The 19,772-nt window shown below is 47.1% G+C and carries 18 protein-coding genes and 3 pseudogenes; 15 read left to right on the top strand and 6 right to left on the bottom strand.

Annotation, left to right across the window (positions count from 1 at the left end):
• Position 1 precedes the first annotated feature (1 nt).
• The 3 genes from uvrB to LO777_RS04225 are packed head-to-tail and all read left to right on the top strand — an operon-like array spanning position 2 to position 4,087.
• Positions 2–2,017, top strand: coding sequence for an excinuclease ABC subunit UvrB (gene uvrB, locus LO777_RS04215; RefSeq protein WP_228856315.1), 2,016 nt, complete (start codon positions 2–4; stop codon positions 2,015–2,017).
• Positions 2,014–2,685: a lysophospholipid acyltransferase family protein gene (locus LO777_RS04220; RefSeq protein ID WP_228856316.1), complete on the top strand. Its 672-nt coding sequence runs from the start codon at positions 2,014–2,016 to the stop codon at positions 2,683–2,685. The genes uvrB and LO777_RS04220 overlap by 4 nt, the downstream gene beginning before the upstream one ends.
• Before the next feature lies 1 nt (position 2,686).
• Positions 2,687–4,087: a cobyrinate a,c-diamide synthase gene (locus LO777_RS04225; protein WP_228856317.1), complete on the top strand. Its 1,401-nt coding sequence runs from the start codon at positions 2,687–2,689 to the stop codon at positions 4,085–4,087.
• 101 nt (positions 4,088–4,188) lie between these two features.
• Here the strand turns inward: LO777_RS04225 and LO777_RS04230 are convergent, their stop codons facing one another.
• The gene (locus LO777_RS04230; protein WP_228856318.1) at positions 4,189–4,542 is read right to left on the bottom strand and encodes a hypothetical protein; all 354 of its coding nucleotides are present in this window, start codon (positions 4,540–4,542) and stop codon (positions 4,189–4,191) included.
• Positions 4,543–5,249: 707 nt separating this feature from the next.
• On the opposite strand from LO777_RS04230, the gene LO777_RS04235 reads away from it, so the two are divergent.
• From LO777_RS04235 to LO777_RS20370, 8 genes and pseudogenes are all read left to right on the top strand, one after another.
• Complete coding sequence (locus tag LO777_RS04235; protein ID WP_228856319.1) at positions 5,250–5,435, top strand: indolepyruvate ferredoxin oxidoreductase subunit alpha; 186 nt, start codon at positions 5,250–5,252, stop codon at positions 5,433–5,435.
• A gap of 81 nt (positions 5,436–5,516) precedes the next feature.
• Positions 5,517–5,969, top strand: a complete 453-nt coding sequence (locus LO777_RS04240) for a hypothetical protein (RefSeq protein WP_228856320.1) — start codon at positions 5,517–5,519, stop codon at positions 5,967–5,969.
• The gene (gene alr, locus LO777_RS04245; protein ID WP_228856321.1) at positions 5,962–7,089 is read left to right on the top strand and encodes an alanine racemase; all 1,128 of its coding nucleotides are present in this window, start codon (positions 5,962–5,964) and stop codon (positions 7,087–7,089) included. Before LO777_RS04240 ends, alr begins: the two co-directional genes overlap by 8 nt.
• A gap of 6 nt (positions 7,090–7,095) precedes the next feature.
• Positions 7,096–8,754, top strand: a complete 1,659-nt coding sequence (gene argS / locus LO777_RS04250; RefSeq protein WP_228856322.1) for an arginine--tRNA ligase — start codon at positions 7,096–7,098, stop codon at positions 8,752–8,754.
• A 118-nt stretch (positions 8,755–8,872) separates the two neighbouring features.
• A complete protein-coding gene (locus LO777_RS04255) occupies positions 8,873–9,085 on the top strand; it encodes a hypothetical protein (protein WP_228856323.1) in 213 nt (70 codons plus the stop codon).
• Between the two features lie 67 nt (positions 9,086–9,152).
• Entirely contained in the window at positions 9,153–10,724 is a 1,572-nt protein-coding gene (gene secA / locus LO777_RS04260; protein WP_228856324.1) for a preprotein translocase subunit SecA, read from the top strand.
• A pseudogene (locus LO777_RS20910) lies at positions 10,661–10,795 on the top strand (preprotein translocase subunit SecA); the annotation flags it as partial. The gene secA and the pseudogene LO777_RS20910, both read left to right, overlap by 64 nt.
• 78 nt (positions 10,796–10,873) lie before the next feature.
• Positions 10,874–11,704 (top strand): SEC-C metal-binding domain-containing protein, encoded by an 831-nt coding sequence (locus LO777_RS20370; protein ID WP_407929116.1) that lies wholly within the window; start codon positions 10,874–10,876, stop codon positions 11,702–11,704.
• Positions 11,705–11,740: 36 nt separating this feature from the next.
• On the opposite strand, the gene ppk2 is transcribed toward LO777_RS20370, so the two are convergent.
• The 5 genes and pseudogenes from ppk2 to cls form a co-directional block, all read right to left on the bottom strand.
• Positions 11,741–12,661 (bottom strand): polyphosphate kinase 2, encoded by a 921-nt coding sequence (gene ppk2 / locus LO777_RS04275; RefSeq protein ID WP_228856325.1) that lies wholly within the window; start codon positions 12,659–12,661, stop codon positions 11,741–11,743.
• Positions 12,662–12,744: 83 nt separating this feature from the next.
• Positions 12,745–13,736 (bottom strand): annotated as a pseudogene (locus LO777_RS20915) (polyphosphate kinase 2).
• A 113-nt stretch (positions 13,737–13,849) separates the two neighbouring features.
• Positions 13,850–14,173, bottom strand: a complete 324-nt coding sequence (locus tag LO777_RS19955; protein ID WP_329955716.1) for a metallophosphoesterase family protein — start codon at positions 14,171–14,173, stop codon at positions 13,850–13,852.
• Positions 14,174–14,250: 77 nt separating this feature from the next.
• Positions 14,251–14,568: pseudogene (locus tag LO777_RS19960) on the bottom strand (metallophosphoesterase family protein); the annotation flags it as partial.
• 48 nt (positions 14,569–14,616) lie between these two features.
• On the bottom strand, positions 14,617–16,122 hold the full coding sequence (cls, locus tag LO777_RS04295) for a cardiolipin synthase (protein ID WP_228856328.1): 1,506 nt from the start codon (positions 16,120–16,122) through the stop codon (positions 14,617–14,619).
• A gap of 432 nt (positions 16,123–16,554) precedes the next feature.
• Between cls and argJ the strand changes: the two genes are divergently transcribed.
• The 4 genes from argJ (at position 16,555) to LO777_RS04315 (ending at position 19,580) form a co-directional block, all read left to right on the top strand.
• Positions 16,555–17,739, top strand: a complete 1,185-nt coding sequence (argJ, locus tag LO777_RS04300) for a bifunctional glutamate N-acetyltransferase/amino-acid acetyltransferase ArgJ (RefSeq protein ID WP_228856329.1) — start codon at positions 16,555–16,557, stop codon at positions 17,737–17,739.
• 122 nt (positions 17,740–17,861) lie between these two features.
• A complete protein-coding gene (locus LO777_RS04305; RefSeq protein WP_329955717.1) occupies positions 17,862–18,284 on the top strand; it encodes a SixA phosphatase family protein in 423 nt (140 codons plus the stop codon).
• A 343-nt stretch (positions 18,285–18,627) separates the two neighbouring features.
• On the top strand, positions 18,628–18,903 hold the full coding sequence (locus LO777_RS04310) for a nucleoside recognition domain-containing protein (protein ID WP_228856331.1): 276 nt from the start codon (positions 18,628–18,630) through the stop codon (positions 18,901–18,903).
• Complete coding sequence (locus tag LO777_RS04315; RefSeq protein ID WP_228856332.1) at positions 18,900–19,580, top strand: nucleoside recognition domain-containing protein; 681 nt, start codon at positions 18,900–18,902, stop codon at positions 19,578–19,580. Before LO777_RS04310 ends, LO777_RS04315 begins: the two co-directional genes overlap by 4 nt.
• Positions 19,581–19,772: the final 192 nt, after the last annotated feature.

A 19,772-nucleotide genomic window follows, 5' to 3' on the forward strand; every position in this document is an offset into this window, starting at 1 on the left:
CATGGAGAATTCTTTTCAGCTTGTATCACAGTTTTCACTCTCCGGTGATCAGCCGGATGCTGTTGCGCAACTGGCACAGGGTGTGGAAAAAGGAGCCAAAAGCCAGGTGCTTCTCGGGGTTACCGGTTCCGGCAAGACTTTTACCATCGCCAATGTCATTCAGCGTGTACAGCGGCCTTCCCTGGTCATTGCTCCGAACAAGACCCTGGCAGCCCAGCTGTTTGGTGAATTCAGGGAACTCTTTCCCCACAATGCCGTGGAATATTTTGTATCCTACTACGATTACTACCAGCCCGAAGCGTATATTCCCCAGTCGGACAGTTATATAGAAAAAGACTCTTCAATCAATGATGCCATTGACAAAATGCGCCATTCTGCCACACGTTCTCTGCTCACTCGGCGTGATGTGCTGATTGTTGCCTCTGTGTCATGTATTTACGGCCTGGGTTCTCCCGAAGAATATAAAAACATGCATCTGTTTCTGCGGACCGGGGAAGATTATCCTCCGGAAGATGTCCAGCGTCGCCTGGTTTTCATGCAATATGAACGTAATGATGTCTCTTTTCACAGGGGAACTTTTCGGGTTCGAGGAGATGTGACTGATATTTTTCCGGCCCATGAGGAGGATCGGGCTGTGCGTCTTGAGTTCTTCGGTGATACACTTGATGCTATTACGGTGATTGATTCCCTGACGGGGGCAGTGCTTGAGAGGCTTGATGAATATACTGTTTTTCCCGGCAGTCATTTTGTTACCTCAAAGGACAGGCTGCAGATTGCCAACCGGACCATCAAGGAGGAACTGCAGGAGCGGCTGCAGTTTTTCCAGAATGAAAATCGTCTGGTGGAGGGCCAGCGTCTGGAACAACGGACCATGTTCGATCTTGAAATGATCCGGGAGCTGGGGTATTGCACCGGTATCGAAAACTACAGCAGACATCTGACCGGAAAACCTCCAGGGGCACCTCCGCCCAACCTGCTCGACTATTTTCCCGAGGATTATCTGCTTTTCATTGATGAGAGTCATATCGGTATCGGCCAGCTGAACGGCATGTATAACGGAGACAGATCCCGTAAAACCACCCTTGTTGACTACGGTTTTCGTCTTCCTTCCGCTCTGGACAATCGCCCGCTGCGTTTTGATGAATTTGAAAAGCGTATCAACCAGGTGATTTATGTCTCCGCAACACCTGGACCTTATGAGTTGAAGCAGGTGGGGGGGGAAGTGGTGGAACAGGTTATCCGCCCGACCGGCCTTCTTGATCCGAGAATCGAGGTGAGACCGGCCGTCAACCAGGTTGATGATCTGCTGGAAGAAATTCGCCTGCGGACGGAACGGGGTGAAGCGGTTCTGGTGACCACCCTGACCAAAAGGATGGCTGAGGATCTCACCGATTATTATGAGAATCTGGATATCCGTGTGCGGTACCTCCATTCGGACATAAAAACCCTGGAACGGGTTGAACTGATACGTGAACTCCGAAACGGTGAATTCAATGTGCTGGTCGGTATCAACCTGTTGCGGGAAGGGCTCGATATTCCCGAGGTATCTCTGGTTGCTATCCTGGACGCTGATAAGGAAGGGTTTCTCCGTTCCGAGAGATCTCTTGTTCAGACCTGCGGTCGGGCTGCGAGAAATGTTGATGGGCTTGTAATCATGTACGCCGATGAGATTACCGGCGCCATGAAATATACCATTGAAGAGACGGAGAGGCGTCGAAAAATACAGCAGGAGTACAATAGAAAAAACAATATTACGCCAAGAACCATTATTTCCCCGGTGAAAAACAGTATGCAGGAGCATCTGCAGGCATCGGGGTACCCTGCCGATGATTACAATCATCTGTTGCAGGCAGCCGAGGAGATACCTGAATATTATTCCGTAAAGGATCTGGAAAAGGAAATCGACAGACTGGAGACGGAGATGCATGAAGCGGCCGCGGAACTGGCATTTGAAAGGGCCGCGGAATTACGGGATCACATAAAAACGTTGAGAATGCTGGAGATAGAATTGGGATGAAATCTGGTCTTGCAAGGAAAATATCTCTTGCTGTTATACCCTTTTGTGTGGCCTGGCTGATGCGAATGTGGTTTTTTACCTGCCGGGTGAAGGTATACAATCCGGAACATTTTAAAGAGGTCGGTGAAGGAAAAAAGATCATCATTGCTTCCTTCTGGCACTATACAATTATTTATGTTTTTTATTTTCTCAGGAAATATCGGGCCACGGTGATGGTGAGTGCCAGTGATGACGGGGATTATATAGCCGCCCTTGCCCGAAATTTCGGTTTCAGTACAGCAAGAGGGTCAAGCAATAGAAAAGGGGTGGCCGCTCTGAAGAAACTGCTTGGTATTATACGCAGTGGAGAAAACTGCGCCATGGTGGCCGATGGTTCCCAGGGCCCTCCCAGAATTGCCCAGGCCGGAGCCATTCTTCTAGCCTCCAGAACCGGAGTGCCCCTTGTTCCCATGACATGGGCGGCTTCAAGTTATTTTACTATTCATTCCTGGGATAAAACGGCCATTCCCAGACCTTTTTCAAGGATAGATTATTATTTTGGTGAACTCCTTTACGTTCCTGCCGGAATCAGGGGTGACGAGATTGAGCGATACAGGCGACTGCTTGAAGAGCGGTTGAATACTCTCTACGAAAAGGCATGGACAGGCTTTGGTAGAGTGGAGCATTAAGATGGCTGAAAGAAAGGATAAAAGGGTGAGAAAAGGACTTGTTGTTGCCGGTCTTGCCGGAGGTTCAGGAAAGAGTGTCGTGTCTGTCGGGCTTTCTGCGGCACTGCGTCGAAAGGGAAATAACATTGTGCCTTTCAAAAAGGGGCCGGACTATATTGATGCCGGGTGGTTGCAGCTTGCTGCGGGGAACAACTGCTATAACCTTGATCCCTATCTTATGGAGCCGGAAAAGATAACAGAATCCTTTCTGAAGCGTTCAGTCCCGGCGGATATAGTCATTGTTGAAGGGAACCGGGGACTTTATGACGGGGTCAATGTGAAGGGTGGATATTCCACGGCGGATCTTGCACTGACCCTGGGGCTTCCCGTTCTGCTGGTGGTTAACTGTACCAAGACCACGCGAACTGTGGCGGCTATGCTCATGGGCTGTATGCAGTTTGAACCGAGGCTTGATATCTGCGGAGTTGTTCTCAACCGGATAGGGACAGAGCGCCAGAAAAAATTGATAAGTGAAGCTGTACAGTACTACACAAAACTGCCTGTTCTCGGGGCAATACCCAGGTTGAAGAAAGATATCTTCCCCATGCGTCACTTGGGAATGGTGCCCTGGCAGGAATATGAAGGTTCCGGGAAGGCCCTTGATTTTCTGGCTGATCTGATTGAAGAAAATGTAGACCTGGAGAGGATCAGCAATCTAATGGCTGAGGTCAGAGGAGCCGGAGCCGTGGTCAGGAGCGAAGAAAAAGTTCCAGGAGACGTAAGGATTGGTGTTCTGCGGGATGCCGCCTTTCAGTTTTATTATTCAGAAAACCTGGAAGCCCTGGAACGTTGCGGGGCTGAGCTGGTTTTTTTCAATGCCATGACCGACAGTAAGCTGCCTCCCCTTGATGGACTGTATATCGGTGGTGGTTTTCCTGAAACCGGAGCCCGCCTTCTTTCGGAAAATAGAGGTTTTTGCCGGAGTGTAAAAGATGCTGCGGAGAGTGGGATGGTGATCTATGCCGAGTGTGGTGGGCTCATATACCTTGGAAGGTCTATTACAATTGATGGAGAGACGTTTCCCATGACCGATGTCTTTCCTGTCAGTTTCGGTATGTCACCAAAACCCCAGGCCCATGGCTATACCAATTTTACTGTGGACGGGGAGACGGTTTTTTATCCGCGGGGGTTAAAGGTCAAAGGGCACGAGTTCCGCTACTCCACCATTCTGGAATGGCACGGGAATGACAGTGATCTGGTGCTGAAAATGGAACGGGGAAAAGGTTTTTGTAATGGTCGTGACGGACTGGCAAAAAAAAATGTTCTAGCTCTCTATACCCATGTGCACGCAGAAGGAACTGTGGAATGGGCGCGGGGTTTTGTGGGGAGATGCCGGGCCGTTCGGAGGAAACAGACAGATTAACACCCCACAAGGGGGTATAAGTGCCATGGAAATAAACCTAATTAATTTCAAAACACCTTTCCCTTTCTTATTTTTTATGACAGGAATTCAGGAGTAAGGCACTAATTAACCGGAGCCGTACCCAGGACCTTCCTGCATATTTCCCTTTGGGTTGTTTCATCGGGTGCCGGTTCCACCCAGTCGATAAAGGACTCGGAAACACGCATGTAAGCACCGTTGTCCTCCTTGCATTTATCACAGACACTCTGGGCATTGTCCCGATAGATTATCACTTTGGAAGCCGGGTCGCCACTGGCTGAAACCGCTGCCATTTTCCGGCAGCCACATTCCAGTCTTATAACAACAACACCTATACCTTCAGGGCTTCCTTCGAGAATACCTTCGATCATGGCTTGTTCACGTTTTTCGACCCGGAGTTTTTTTTTCGATTTTTTCTGTTTTGTTTTCTGAGACATGATTCACCAGTTATTATGGATAATTTGTTCGATTATTGATAGTTGGCTAATTATTTGTATTTTACAGCTATTCTCAAAATTGACACAATGCTCATAATAAGAAATGCGGGCTAACGGCAGACAGAATAATTTGTTCTGATTATACACGAAATTCAGCCGGCCACCTGGAAATGTTAAACTGAGTTTTGTACATAATCACAATAATTGTTGAAATAAGTACACAATATTATGGAAAGTGAATGAAAGGTCAATAGGGATAATCCGAGACCTTTTGGGTGTACCAGGTAGTGCCTGTCCATAAATGGCCTTTTTGCCCGATTTCTGCGTCGCTACGAATAATTAAAAATGCTCACATATGCCTAATATGCTGCGCTTTTTATTTTCCTATGCTCCTTGAATTCGAACAAAAAATCTCATTTCTGGACAGACACCAGGTAAGTGTTCTAAATCCTGCAATTGGCAAGTTTACCGGAGATGCGAGGCATCAAGGGCCCCGAAGTGCAGGATTTAGGTTGTACATTTTTACTCTTTTGATACGTCGTTTGTTTTAATTCCCGCATTAGAAAAGACAATCCGTTTTTGCTTGACAAAAATCTGGCCTTGAATTATTGGAGTAGTACACGAAATGACTGAGTCGTTCGAGTTAGTTCCGCATATCAATAAGTACGATGTTTACTTATTTAAAACTCACTCTATGGAGGTGAATTATGTTCGAAGTAGTGGTAGATAAAGATAAATGCAGTGGCGATGAAGAATGTGTAGCAGCATGTCCCGCACAGGTATTTGAAATGGAAGACGGCAAGGCTGAGCCCGTAGAAATGGACGAATGTCTTGGTTGTGAAACCTGTGTTGAAGTTTGTCCGGAAGATGCAATCACAGTAACCGAGATGTAATTACTGCTGCATTCGCTTTGAGTGACAAGCCCATCTCCTGAGCAGGGGATGGGCTTGTTCCGTTTCTGCGGGAGGCCACAGGTGAAATCACGAAAAACTACAATATCGCGGTTTAAACCGGGGGTGGCCAGGCGGACACATCTTCTCCTGGCGGCAATGCTGTGGACCGGTGTCGGTACACTTTTATTGACTAAAGGAGCTTTTCGCCTGACACGGGTAACTGATTATCAGGGTGCGATTGTTGCCGCATCTCTGTTGGCCGGTACTCTCAAGGGATATTTCGTTCTTGACAGGTCTGCCCGGAGAACCATCAACCGAATAGCCGGTTTTAATGATAATACTTGTTTCGGAGCTGTTTATTCCATCAAGACCTGGGTACTTGTTGTGGGAATGATTGCCATGGGCATAGCATTGCGCAGATCATCTCTTCCCCCTGAACTGCTCAGTTTTATTTATATTACAATAGGGTGGGGACTGCTTTTTTCCAGCAGGCTCGCCTGGTTTGCCTGGAGAAAGGGGACGGATTATGTCTGATACATCATTTAATTGTGTCTCTGTCAGCAGAAAGGCTCTACAGAGTAATTATAAATTCATTGAAAGCCGGGTAGCCCCGGGTGTCAAAGTAATGGCCATGGTGAAAGCGGATGCGTATGGACATGATATGGTTCTTACCGCCCGGGCCCTTGAAGATGTCGGCTGTACTGTTTTCGGTGTGGCAGAACTCTGTGAGGCTGTTATTCTTCGGAAGTCCGGTATCAAGGGACAGATTTTTGTCATGCTTGGGTTTGATCCGGAAAATGCGGCAATTTTTGTGGAACATGACCTGACTCCCGCAATTTTTTCCTCCAGGGCTGCAACTGCTCTTTCCCGTGCCGCTGTCGCGGCAGGGAAACAGGTAGAAGTGCATGTCAAGGTGGATACAGGTATGGGGCGGTTGGGTGTCATGCCCCGTGATCTGGTCGGGTTCGTAAAGGAGCTGGATACACTGCCGGGAATATCGGTGCAGGGTGTCATGAGTCATTTTCCCGAATCGGATGTACCGGATTCCTCCAGTACCAGGGACGGTTTTTCCACCTTTGAACAGGCATGCTCATTGTTGGCCGGTCGCGAGAATTTTGTCCGCCACATTGCCAATTCCGGAGCAGTGCTTAATTTTCCCGACACCAACTGTGACATGGTTCGTGCCGGAATATCTCTGTATGGCTATCATCCTTTCGGTAAACAGCCTGAAAACGGCAGCGATGGCAACAGACTTATACCGGCCATGACATTTTCAACACAGATTATTCAGGTGAAGGACCTGCCGAAAGGTGCCGGAATAAGCTACGGTCACACATACAGAGCTGAGCGGGATATGCGGATTGCTGTTCTTCCCGTTGGATACGAGGACGGTTTTTCCCGTATTCTTTCAAACCAGGGAGAAGTCCTGATCCATGGCAGAAAGGTACCGGTACGCGGTCGAATCTGCATGAATATCTGTATGGTTGAGATTACTGGAATAGACGGCGTTCAGGTGGGAGATGAGGCGGTTCTGCTGGGACGACAGGGGGATGCGGTGATAACGGCTGATGACATAGCCGAAAAAACCGGCAGCATAAGCTATGAAGTGCTTTGTCTTTTTGGCAATAATAATAAAAGAGTGCATAGAGAGTAGAGTGGAATGATTCGTTTACAGGTCAAGTCGGTTCTGGACAGGTGTTTTGAAAAGGGTGTTGCTGCCGGGCACTGGTCCGACGCAGGTATGGGCAAATATACGGTGGAATTGCCCAAACATGAAGGTCAGGGAGATTTTTCCTCCAATATTGCTCTGGTGCTTGCCGGAATTGAGAAATGTAATCCGAGAGAGATTGCTGCAGCTGTGGTGAAAGAACTGGCCGGGGAGAAAAAACTGTTTGATCGGGTGGAAATTGCCGGTCCCGGGTTTATTAATTTTTTTATAAACGGTGATATCTGGCGCACTCTCATACCTGTTGTTATTGATCGGGATGAAAAGTTCGGTAAAAGTGAAGTGGGAAGAGGCAGGAAGGTGATGGTCGAATTCGTCAGTGCCAATCCCACAGGCCCCCTCAGTATCGGCCACGGGAGACAGGCTATCCTCGGCGATTCGATCGCCAGACTGCTGGAGGCCACGGGGCACGATGTGTTCCGGGAGTATTATTATAATGATGCCGGCAGACAGATGCGTGTCCTCGGAGAATCGACAAGAGCCAGGTACCTGGAACTGCTCGGGGAAAAAGTTGTTTTTCCGGAGGACGGTTACCAGGGGGAGTATATTATTGATATCGCCCGTTCTTTAGTTGATGAAAAAGGGGATTCTCTCAAAAGTGTGGAAGATGTCACCCCGTTTAAGGAGCGTGCGGAGAAATTTATCTTCCAGGATATTTCCGGGACACTTGAACGAATGGGAATTGTTTTTGATAACTATTATAATGAACGTTCCCTTTACGAAGATGGTCATATAAATGATGTGGTTTCCCGTTTGAGGGAAAAGGGATATGTCTATGAAAAGGACAATGCCGTCTGGTTCAAAACAACGGAGTTCGGGCAGGAAAAGGACCGTGTAATTATCAAGAGCAGTGGAGAACCGACATACAGGCTGCCTGATATCGCCTATCACAGGGAAAAGTTCAGGAGAAAGTTTGACTGGCTGATTGATATTTTCGGTTCAGATCATATTGCGACGGTTCCCGATGTCCTTGCGGGTGTAGAGGCTCTGGGGTATGATCCATCCCTTGTGACTGTTGTGCTTCATCAGTTCGTCACCCTGACCAGGGAGGGAAAACAGGTGAAAATGTCCACCAGAAAAGCCAATTTCATAACGGTGGACGAACTTATTGAAATGGTGGGTACCGATGCGGTTCGGTTCTTTTTTATGATGCGCAGGGCGGACAGTCAGATGGAGTTTGATCTGGATCTTGCCACAAAAAGAAGCCAGGAGAATCCGGTATATTATGTGCAATACGGGCATGCAAGGCTCTGTTCCATAATTCGCCAGGCCAGGGAAAAAGGGCTGCAACCTGGTAATCTCGAAGAGGTTGATCTTTCTCTTCTCCAGGAACCGGAAGAATTGAATATCCTGAAAGCAGTATCATTCTTTCCGGAAATGATTGAAACCGCAGCGCTTGATCTGGCGCCCCACAAGGCTATTTTTTATTTTATTGATCTGGCAGGTAAATTTCACAGTTACTATAATAAACACAAGGTGTTAACCGATGATTTGCCACTGACCAGGGCCCGTCTGGCACTGGTGGAAATGCTGCGTATCGTCATCAGGAACGGGTTGGTTATTACCGGTATCACTGCGCCTGAAAAAATGTAGTTCCAAATAAATATTATTTCTTTATTCTGCGAAGTGCAGGATTGAGCCCGCATTTCTCATGAATTTATGATGTAAATACACCTTTTCCATGGCAGCCAGAAAAAAGAAGGCGAAAAAATTGAAATTCGAGTTAACCCGCAGTGCTGCTGCCGGTCTCGGAGTTATTCTTTTCTGTCTTTTCCTCTGGATGTTTCTCCTTGGCGTCTGGGCGGGGCAGTCGCTGCTTCTCCCTTCCTACGGCAAGAAAGTGGCAGTTGTGGATAAAAAAGCAAGTGAGCTCAGTGAGCCTCTGGTCATACATGCAGAGAAGAAACCAGTAAAAAAGAGATAATCCTGGAACCGTCGCGAATTCAGGATAATTCCTCATTTCAGATAACTATAAGGATTGGCCGAATACAATGATTGGAAAATTACTTACTAAGGTTTTTGGCAGCAGTAATGACAGGATACTGAAACAGATACGTCCTGTGGTAAATCGGATAAATGAGCTCGAAAAGGATATCCAGCCCCTGACTGATGAGGAACTTGCGGCCAAAACAGTGGAGTTCAAAGAAAGGTTGAATAAAGGAGAGCCACTGGATGATCTGCTGCCGGAATCTTTTGCGGTGATGCGGGAGGCCGCCCGGCGGGTTCTTGGTGAGAGACATTACGATGTGCAGCTGGTGGGTGGGGTCATTCTCCACCAGGGAAAGATCGCTGAAATGAAAACGGGTGAAGGAAAGACCCTCACCTCCACCCTGCCTGTCTACCTCAACGGTCTGACGGGAAAAGGTGTTCACGTGGTGACGGTCAATGATTATCTGGCTGCCCGTGATGCCGAATGGATGGGCCAGGTCTATTCGTTCCTCAAGATGAGCTGTGGCAAGATTGTACATGGGCTCAGTGATGAAGAGAGGCGGATAGCCTACGGCGCTGATATTACCTACGGGACAAATAACGAGTTCGGATTTGATTATCTCCGGGACAACATGAAGTTCGAACTGAGCGATTTCTGTCAGCGTGGTTTTCACTATGCCATTGTCGATGAGGTCGATTCAATTCTTATCGATGAGGCGAGAACGCCGCTCATTATTTCGGGCCCCGCCGATATATCCACTGATCTGTACAGGAGTGTTGATCGAATTATTCCCCGGTTTAAAAAAGATGAACACTATGTTGTCGATGAAAAATCAAAACAGGTTTCTCTCACTGAAGAGGGGATTGGTCTTGGTGAAAAACTGCTGGGGATTGATAATCTCTATGATCCCGCAAATATAGAAAAACTTCATCACCTGAACCAGGCACTCAAGGCCCATGTCCTTTTCCAGAAGGATGTGGATTATATTGTTAAGGACGGCCAGGTAGTGATCGTTGATGAGTTTACCGGTCGGACCATGGAGGGGCGCCGTTACAGTGACGGCCTTCATCAGGCCCTTGAGGCAAAGGAAGGAGTGAATATTGAAAAGGAAAATCAGACCCTTGCCTCCATTACCTTTCAGAACTATTTCCGCATGTATGAAAAGCTGGCGGGTATGACTGGTACGGCCGATACGGAGGCACCTGAATTCAAAAAAATCTATGATCTTGATGTGGTTGTCATGCCGACAAACCAGCCCATGATCCGGGATGATTATGCCGATGTCATTTATAAAAACGAGGCGGCCAAATACCGGGCTGTTATCAGGGAAATCAAGAGTATGCATGAACAGGGACGGCCTGTTCTCGTGGGAACCATTTCCATTGATGTTTCAGAAAAGATTTCCCGGATGCTTAAAAAAGAAAAAATTGCCCATGAAGTGCTGAATGCAAAACATCATGAGCGCGAGGCTGAAATTATCGCCGGCGCCGGACAGCTGGGCAAGGTCACCATCGCCACTAACATGGCTGGTCGGGGACGGATATTAAACTCGGAGAAGGTGTGGTTGAAGTGGGCGGACTCCATATTCTTGGTACATCCCGCCATGAATCCAGACGGATTGACAACCAGTTGAGAGGCCGTTCGGGGCGCCAGGGAGATCCAGGTTCTTCACGGTTTTTTCTCTCTCTGGAGGACGATCTTCTCCGTATTTTCGGATCCGGGAAAATCAGTGGCATCATGGAAAAACTCGGTATGGAGGAAGATGAACCCATTGAGCACAACATGATTTCCAGGGCTATTGAAAATGCCCAGAGAAAAGTGGAAGGGCATAACTTCGATATTCGAAAGCATCTCCTGGAATATGATGATGTCATGAACATTCAGCGTGAGGTTATTTACCAGCAGCGCCGAGAGATTCTTGAAGGGGACAATGTGTCCGAAGTTGTTCAGGATATGATTGAAGACCTGGTAGATGATGTGGTGACACAGTTTTATCAGGATCGGATCGATTCGGAAGAATGGGACTGGAAAGGATTCAAAGTAGCAATGGAGGAGACATTCCATAATGTTCCGGAGTGGCCGGAGGATGAACTCAAGGGGCTGAAATATGACTCTTTTAAGGAAAAGACGCTTTCCTTCGTGCAGGAAGCGTATAAGGCACAGGATGAGCAGAACGGGTTTGAAACGCAGCGGCAACTCGAAAAAATAGTTCTGTTGCAGATTGTGGATACCCAGTGGAAGGATCATCTTCTTTCCATGGATCACCTGAAAGAGGGTATTGGTCTGCGGGGTTATGGCCAGAAAAACCCCCTCAATGAATATAAGCGCGAAGGGTATGAGCTGTTTCAGAATGTGATTGAGGCCATAAAACGTCAGACGATTTCCAGCCTTATGCGGGTCCGGGTCGTTCACGAGGAAGAGGTTGAGCGGCTGGAAGAGGAGCGCAGGCGGCGACACGAGGAAGAGCAGCAACGCATGAGCAAAAGTTCGGGAGCGTCGGCTGAAGCTGTACAGCAACCATTGAGAAGGGAAGGGGAAAAGATTGGTCGTAATGCACCCTGTCCCTGCGGCTCAGGAAAAAAATATAAGAGATGTTGCGGCAGAGCCCGGTAAGCCTGCATTTCTCATGAACATTGTAACCGGCGGAAATCAGCCGTGGAGCTTCTCCGGATGCATCAGGTTGTCTTCCATATGCTTGAGTTCATCAATGCCTGATACAACAATTTTCGGATCGGGGGCAAGTTCTTTCCTGGGGAGTTTTCCTTCGTAATCCATCTGGCTGAGAATGAACTTCATACAGTTCAGTCTCGCCTGTTTTTTGACATCGGACCGGATGATTGTCCAGGGAGCAATTGTCCGGTTAGTTTCCGAGAGCATCTGGAATTTCCTGATGGAGTAGTTATGCCAGTATTCCTGGGCAAGATTGTCGACCGGTGAGAGTTTATACTGTTTCAGGGGATCTTTTTTTCGTGAATCAAACCGTTCCTTTTGTACCTCCTTGGATACAGAGAAGTAAAACTTAAAAAGCTTGATACCGTCTTTGACCAGCATCTCCTCAAGAAGAGGAACATCCTTTAGAAAACGTTTGTTCTGTTCATCCGTACAGAATCCCATTACCGGTTCCACCATGGCCCTGTTATACCAGCTTCGGTCGAAAATGACGATTTCCCCGGCGGCGGGCAGGTGGGGAATGTAGCGTTGGAAATACCACTGGGAAATCTCAGTCTCATTGGGTTTTGTCAGGGCGATGACTTTGGTGTTCCTGGGATTGAGATGAGCAATGATTCGTTTGATTGTACCTCCTTTTCCTGCAGCATCCCGACCTTCAAAAATTGCCAGGATACGCTTGCCTGTTGCCTTCATGGAGCTTTGCAGTTTCATAAGTTCTATCTGCAGCTTTTTCAGCTCGATCTCATAGGCAAGATGACTGTTTTTTATCCAGATAGCGGTTCTGTTATCTCCCTTTTTGGTGTGCAGGTTTTTAAACGCAGTCTCTTCCAGCAGTTTGATTTTTACAGGGGCCTGTTCTTTCTTGCTTTTACTGTGTTTTTTATTGCCTTTTTTACCCATGTGAATTTCCTTTTGTTATTTATGTCTGGAAAACGATTTCCAGAGTGACACCCGTTACGTTTTTTCTGCAAGGACCAGTATTATTATTTCAGTGCAGCACCGTATTTTTTCTTTTCCTTGGTCATAAGCTTATATTCCACATCACCGGGGATAACAATTTCAGGATCCACCTTGAAATTGAGTGTTCTTGACCTGCCCCGGTACTTGACGGCACTGAGGATCAGTTTCATGGTTTCCCGTCTTGCAAGGTGCTTGTTATCAGAGCGGATAACATACCAGGGTGATTTTTTCTTATGGGTTTTGCGTAACAGTATCCGTTTTTTCTCAGTGAATTCATCCCAGAGCTCCTGAGCCTGCAGGTCAACCTCACTGAGTTTCCACTGTCTGAGCGGGTCATTGCGGCGTCTTTCAAAACGCCTGGCCTGTTCCTCCTTGGATACGGAAAAGTAGAGTTTGAGGAGAATTGTTTTTCCACCGTCAAGGATGAAGTTTTCTTCATAGGTGGTGACTTTCTTTAAAAATCTTTTGTACTGGGCCTGGGTACAGAACCCCATGACAGGCTCCACCATTGCCCTGTTATACCAGCTTCGATCAAAGAGAACAATTTCTCCGGCGTGGGGAACTGCTCGATATAACGCTTAATGTGAAGTTCCGTTTTCTGGTATTCGTTCGGTTTTCCCAGGGCGATTACCCTGTAACGTTTTTCGTTCATATAGCGTGTGACACGCCTGATGGTTCCGCCCTTGCCGGAGGCATCCCGGCCGTCAAAGAGGACAATCATTTTTTTTCCTGTCCGCTCCAAATGTTCCTGCATCTTTATCAGTTCCGCCTGGTAGGGCTTGAGTTCTTCAGAGCAGTAATACTTGAGCAGGGCAGCTTCAACAATTTTTTCCTTGTGCTTTTCCCCAAGCAGCTTGGTGATGATCCGGCTCTTCGTGGTGGGCGTCTGGATTTTTTTGGATTTTTCAAACGATTTAACCACATCGCGGATTACGGCAGTTGTTCCCTTGCCGGGATCATACGGGCACGAAGGGCCGGCTTTCTTCTTTTTGGAATGTTTCTTTTTTGTCTTCATAAAATGGTACCGTTGTACGGGGAGGGGAGAGGGTTATCCCGGAAGAAACCGGTAGAAAATACCCTGACATTACCTGTAGTATAGTAAGAAAAAAAGGGACTGCAAGTGAAAAATCAATTGAATTTCAGGCCTGAGAGAAACATATGAGAATAAATCTCAGGGAGTTTTAACTTTGCAAGGGCGACTGTTGTTTCAATGATATCATAAGGTATTCTATGGTGGGTGACTTTAATATCATGGCCGGTAAGTGTCATGACGGCGAAACTGGCCCATGGGTTTCCGTCAAACATTCTTCCGACTGATCCCGGGTTGATGAAATGCACACCACCAAGAAATTTGTAATAGGGTGTGTGGGAGTGACCGGTAACAACAATTCTACAGTTGCTTTTTTCGGCCAGTTCGAGAAAACGGCTGTCCGGGTGTCTTGAAAAAGAAATTCATGGTGTGCTGCGGGACTGCCATGGAAGATGGCTGTGGAGTTCTCTTTTTCGAATACGATATGCAGTGATTTCGGCAATGATTGCAGATAGTCTGCCGATTTTCCAGTGAGATTATCCGCAGTCCAGGTATACATGATTCTCTTTTCAGGGTTTCTGGGTTTTTTGAAGGTCTTTCCTTTGAGAAGTTTCAGCACTTTTTTGTCGGTATTGCCGAGAATGGATAAGCTACGGTATTGTTGAAGCCAGGAGAGGGTTTCATTTGGAAAGGGACCATAGACAACGGAGTCGCCACAGTTGACAATGGCTTCAAAGTCATCCATGTTCAGACTGTCAACAACAGCCTTCAGGGCCGGAAAATTAGCGTGTATGTCGGAAAGAAGTAGTATCTTCAATGTATTACTTAGAGAAAATCATAAAATCGACATGAATTCAGCTTCCCTTTAAAGGAGTGGGGAGACAAGAAGTGATAAATTTTCCTTGAATTTTTCCACGATAGTTCTGTCGGCAAATGATGTGGTTTCTATCTCATGGGATTGATTGAGATAACCCATCTGGACAGCGTGTAGATCCTGGGTAAAATTTCTGCAGTAAATAAACAGTGTAGCTTCAAAATTGAGCCAGAAACTTCTCATGTCCAGGTTTACGGAGCCAAAGAGTGAAAGATCACCATCAACGGTTATTGTTTTGGAATGGAGCAGACCTCCCCGGAAAAGGTAAATTTTTACCCCCGATTCCGTCAATTCCTCGTAGCGGGCACGGCTTGCATACTTGACCAGTACGGAATCATTTTTTTCGGGAACTATGATTTTAACGTCAACTCCCCGTTGGGCTGCAGCTTTCAGGGCCATCAGGAGTGGTTCGTCAGGTATAAAATAGGGAGTGGTCATAATCAGCTCGTGTCTCGCCGCATATATTGTTGTAAGCAGAAGGGTATGGATAGCTTCTGGGGCGAAACCTGGACCGGAAGGGACAATCTGCACGGCCGATTCGCCGACGATTGGGCGCTGCCTGATATCGCCGACTCGCCGTACAGTTTCGACATCCTCAATAATTGACCGGGAGCGGAATTGGCCGACGTCGGCCTCCAGAAACCAGTCGCTGATAAATGTTCCTGCGAGGCTTTCAACGACGGGGCCTTCCACCCGTACCATTGTATCTACCCAGTTCCCCACACCGGCATCTATTTTAAAAACATCCGGATCAACCATGTTCTGGCTGCCCGTGTAAGCTACATCTCCGTCAATGACAACGATTTTCCTGTGGTTACGGATATCTATCCGGGAGAAAAAAACCATGAACAGGCCGGCCGGTAATGACTCCTGGATTTTGACCCCGGCGTTTTTCAGGGAGGTGGCCGTTTTGCTTTTGAGAAAATGCCGGCTGCCGATAGAATCAAGGAGAACCCGGCAGGTGACACCCCGGGACGCAGCCCGTATCAGGGCATGGGCAATCCTGTCGACTCTGCCTCCTTCTTCCCAGATGTAGAACTGCAGGTGACAGGTTGAGCGGGACTGGTCGATATCTTTTAAAATGGAAGTAAGGATATCTTCCGGGTTGTCAATCAGCTGCAACCGGTTTCCGGCCATTGCAGGAATGCCGATAAGTGTTTCCGCCTGCCGGTGAAGGGGTTCACATTCAGGGTTAAGGTGTTCCCAGGACACAGGGGCCCTTGCCCGCAATGATTTCAGCCAGTGTTGGTACTGATTGTAGGAAACCCTGGCTCTTTCTGAACGTCTTTCGGGAATACGGTTTTCCCCGAAAAGAAGGTAAAAAATGCCACCTATGAATGGGATCAACAGAATGACAATAAGCCACGCAAGGGAAACTCCATAGGGACGTTTGCGCATGATCACCCGAAGCGACAGAGTGATACGGATGAAGAAATCTGCAAGAAGTAGACTGGTTGAATAAATGGAGTAACTCCAGTGTGGTTCAGGAATAGTCATACATTTCAGACTGTTAATTCTTTTATGAATTCTGGTGTTTTTTCAGTGGATCAGGTTGGTTAATCTATAAAACGGGGAAAACACCATATTGGATCGGAAGAAGACATTAATTTGCAGCTATATTTTTTAACTGCCTGCTCCTTTCGTGAGATGACACCGGAACAGAATACCATATTAGTTGAAATTTTATATAAAAAACTTACAATTTAATACTAGCGTTATCAGCATCATAAGTGGTAGATTTTTAAATTAGAGCGAATCCGAACGGTGTCAAAAATGCATGCCGCCTTGCGGATTTTTAAATAAATTGCTGAATTACTCGATTTCCCGGCCTGTTATGCAGAAACCTAACGGGTAACATGAAAGAACTGTTCGGGAGATTCTTTTCCGGTGGGAGGACTGGCCGGATATCCACTTGTCTATGGAGTTTGAATGAACATTGAAGGTTTTTTGTTTTCCGCTGTTGAAGCCTCGGTAAAATACCCTGACAGGCTCGATCTTGGCCTTATTTTCAGTGATGAACCCTGTGTCACTGCTGGTGTTTTTACGACTAACCAGGTCAAAGCTGCCCCCGTTGTTATCGATATTGAGCGGCTCAAGGAGGGCAGGGCTCAGGCCATCCTGGTTAACAGTGGATGCGCCAATGCCTGTACCGGTGAAGAGGGCGAAAAGAATGCTCTGGCGATCAGTGCGTGTCTCGCGGAGACGTTGGGTATTCCTGATGAAATGGTGCAACTGGCCTCAACCGGAGTAATCGGTGAACAGCTTGATGTGGCTGCATTTGAAAAAAATATAACCAGGCTTGTTAAAGGACTGTCTTCCGACAATTTTGATAAAGTTGCGGAAGCAATTATGACCACCGACACCCGGCCCAAGGTTGCCTGTGATACAGTAAAAATAGGTGGCAGAGACGTCCGGATCATGGGAATGGCCAAGGGCGCAGGTATGATCATGCCCAACATGGCAACCATGCTCGCCTTTGTTGTCACCGATGCCCAGATCAGTTTTCCAGAGCTCCACAAATCACTGCTTTTCGGGGTGGAACGGACTTTCAACAGAATTACTGTTGACGGGGATACCAGTACCAACGACATGGTTCTGGTGATGGCCAACGGCAGAGCTGATAATCCGTGGATTGATGGTGATTCTCCTGACGACCAGCTTGTTTTTCAAGATGCCCTTGAAACGGTCCTGAAGGACTTGGCATTACAGATTGTAGCGGACGGAGAAGGAGCCACAAAGACAATTACTGTCCGTGTATGCGGGGCAAAAGAGGATGAGGAGGCGGAGACCATCGCCAGAACAGTGGCAACATCGAGTCTTGTTAAAACGGCTTTTTTCGGGGAAGACGCCAACTGGGGAAGAATTATGGCCGCGGTGGGCAGGGCCGGTGTACGGTTTTATCCCGAAAGAGTTGACCTGGCATTCGGTGATGTCCTTATTGTAAAAAACGGTCAGTTTCTCGGTAGTGAAGCGGAAAAAGCTGCGTCAGAGATTTTGAAGGAAAAGTCTTTTTCGATCTGTATAGACTTGAAGGACGGAACCGGGTGTGAAGAGGTGTACACCTGTGATTTTTCGGTAGATTATGTGAAAATTAATGCCGACTACAGATCTTGAGGTTTGCCAATGGCAGCCTGACAATCAACCGTAACGGAATATGTCCGGGTGAAAGAACTTTATCTAATACGACATGCCAAATCAAGCTGGGCTGATCCGGATCTTGATGATTATGACAGGCCCTGAATAAACGGGGCAAAATGAATGCACCGTATATGGCGGGCAGGATCTCCATGCGTAATATTTTTCCCGATCGCATTGTCTCCAGTCCTGCCCTGAGAGCACGAAAAACTGCGCGATCCATAGCTGCTGGAATTGGTTACAGAAAAGGGAAAATAATCTATGATCGAGGTCTCTATTTTTCAGGATTCAGCTATTTCCTCAGTGTCGCAGAATGTTATCTCAACAAGGTTGACAGGATTTTCATGGTCGGACATAATTCCGTAATTACCGATGTCGCCGAGTATCTCAGTGGAGAGACTTTTGATAATATTCCAACCTGCGGCATTGTGGGGATTGCGTTTCGTGGAAAAAGTGGGTTTCAACAGGCTGGTGGTAAAGGTTCTCTTCTGTTTTTTGATTATCCTAAAAAAATTTCTCTCTGAACACCGTTTTTGCCGGAGTTGGGATTTTCATTTCTTTTTGCAGTTAACAGTAATATCCAATTGTTACTGCGGTAAGCAAAGATTTTAAAACAAAATGAACACAATGTTCATGAAAAATGCGGGTTAAAGGGTTGTGTATGTTGTCTGGCGAAATACAATGTAGAAACTGTGTCCATTATTATATCACATATGACCCGGCAAAACCCCATGGCTGCCGAGCTGTCGGTTTTAAAAGCAGGCAGAATCCGGCCAAAGTTGTTTTTGCGAACTCGGGTATTTCCTGTCAGCTGTACACTCCTAAAGAAGGGAAGAGGAACCCTCCCTCAAGAGATTCAATAAAGGCATGAACAGAAAGTCCCTGAAGGAGAAGAGTCTTACGCTTCTTGTCGATACCTGGCAGACCAGCTGGGAGCTGTTGAAAATAACGGTTCCCGTCCTCATTGTCACCAGAATTCTTGAACAATTCGGGCTCGTGTCTTTTTTCAGTGTTGTTCTTGAGCCTGTAATGGGGGTCATGGGCCTTCCCGGCTCCCTTGGTCTTGTCTGGGCGACCGCCATGCTGACCAGTCTTTACGGGGGATTGCTGTTTTTGCGGTTCTGGCACCTTCCCTGGATTTGACTGTAGCCCAGATAACCGTTCTCTGTTCTGCCATGCTTATCGCCCATGCCCTCCCCATTGAGTTAAGTGTCAGTAAAAAAGCAGGGGCTTCCCTTATTCCTATCGGGCTGCTACGTCTTCTGGGAGCTGTCATTTACGGAATGATCCTGCATCATCTGAGTCTGTTTTTCGGTTTCTGGCAGGAAAAGGCGACAGTGTATTTCAAAGCTGCTGATACCAGTCAGACCCCGGTGGAGTGGGTGCTTGATCAACTGCAGAATATTGCACTGATTGTTTTGATAATTTTTTGTATACTCATAGTCATGCGTGTTCTGCGGGCCATTGGCCTTCTCACCTTGCTTGAAAAAATCCTGTCCCCGGTTCTGCCGGTTTTCGGTATGGGGCACAATGCTGCACCGGTAACTGTTGTCGGTATGGTAATGGGACTTGGATACGGTGGGGCCATGATTATCCGGGAAACGGCAAGGGGAAAGATGGGCCGGGAGGAACTTTTTTACTCTATGGTCATGATGGGATTGTGCCATGGACTGGTTGAGGATACGTTGCTGATGGTCGCCATTGGTGGCAAGATTACCGGAGTTTTCTGGGGAAGGATATTATTTTCACTTTTCGTTGTGTATTGTATTGTCCAATGTGGACGGGTTTTTTCCGGCAGACGGGTACGGACTGAAACCTAAATCCTGCACTTCGGGAATAAAGAAAAAATATTTATATTGTATAAACAGATAGTTATCATATTGCAGTAGGGGCTGTACTACTCACTATCAGAGTGAGATTGTTTTTTTCTTTATTCCCTTGCCCTAGGGGATTGGCAATTTTATCGAATCTGCTTCGTTATCAAGTGCTTGAAGTATGTTAATACGTCTGCG

Origin of the sequence: Desulfomarina profundi (assembly GCF_019703855.1) — a bacterium.
In the GTDB taxonomy this organism is placed as follows: domain Bacteria; phylum Desulfobacterota; class Desulfobulbia; order Desulfobulbales; family Desulfocapsaceae; genus Desulfomarina; species Desulfomarina profundi.

Coding starts and splice junctions, on each gene's coding strand:
- LO777_RS04225 (WP_228856317.1), top strand. CDS start 2,687: ATGGCTGAAAGAAAGGATAAAAGGGTGAGAAAAGGACTTGTTGTTGCC.
- LO777_RS04220 (WP_228856316.1), top strand. CDS start 2,014: ATGAAATCTGGTCTTGCAAGGAAAATATCTCTTGCTGTTATACCCTTT.
- secA (WP_228856324.1), top strand. CDS start 9,153: ATGATTGGAAAATTACTTACTAAGGTTTTTGGCAGCAGTAATGACAGG.
- LO777_RS20370 (WP_407929116.1), top strand. CDS start 10,874: ATGATTTCCAGGGCTATTGAAAATGCCCAGAGAAAAGTGGAAGGGCAT.
- argJ (WP_228856329.1), top strand. CDS start 16,555: ATGAACATTGAAGGTTTTTTGTTTTCCGCTGTTGAAGCCTCGGTAAAA.
- LO777_RS04310 (WP_228856331.1), top strand. CDS start 18,628: ATGAACAGAAAGTCCCTGAAGGAGAAGAGTCTTACGCTTCTTGTCGAT.
- ppk2 (WP_228856325.1), bottom strand. CDS start 12,661: ATGGGTAAAAAAGGCAATAAAAAACACAGTAAAAGCAAGAAAGAACAG.
- uvrB (WP_228856315.1), top strand. CDS start 2: ATGGAGAATTCTTTTCAGCTTGTATCACAGTTTTCACTCTCCGGTGAT.
- LO777_RS04235 (WP_228856319.1), top strand. CDS start 5,250: ATGTTCGAAGTAGTGGTAGATAAAGATAAATGCAGTGGCGATGAAGAA.
- LO777_RS04230 (WP_228856318.1), bottom strand. CDS start 4,542: ATGTCTCAGAAAACAAAACAGAAAAAATCGAAAAAAAAACTCCGGGTC.
- argS (WP_228856322.1), top strand. CDS start 7,096: ATGATTCGTTTACAGGTCAAGTCGGTTCTGGACAGGTGTTTTGAAAAG.
- alr (WP_228856321.1), top strand. CDS start 5,962: ATGTCTGATACATCATTTAATTGTGTCTCTGTCAGCAGAAAGGCTCTA.
- cls (WP_228856328.1), bottom strand. CDS start 16,122: ATGACTATTCCTGAACCACACTGGAGTTACTCCATTTATTCAACCAGT.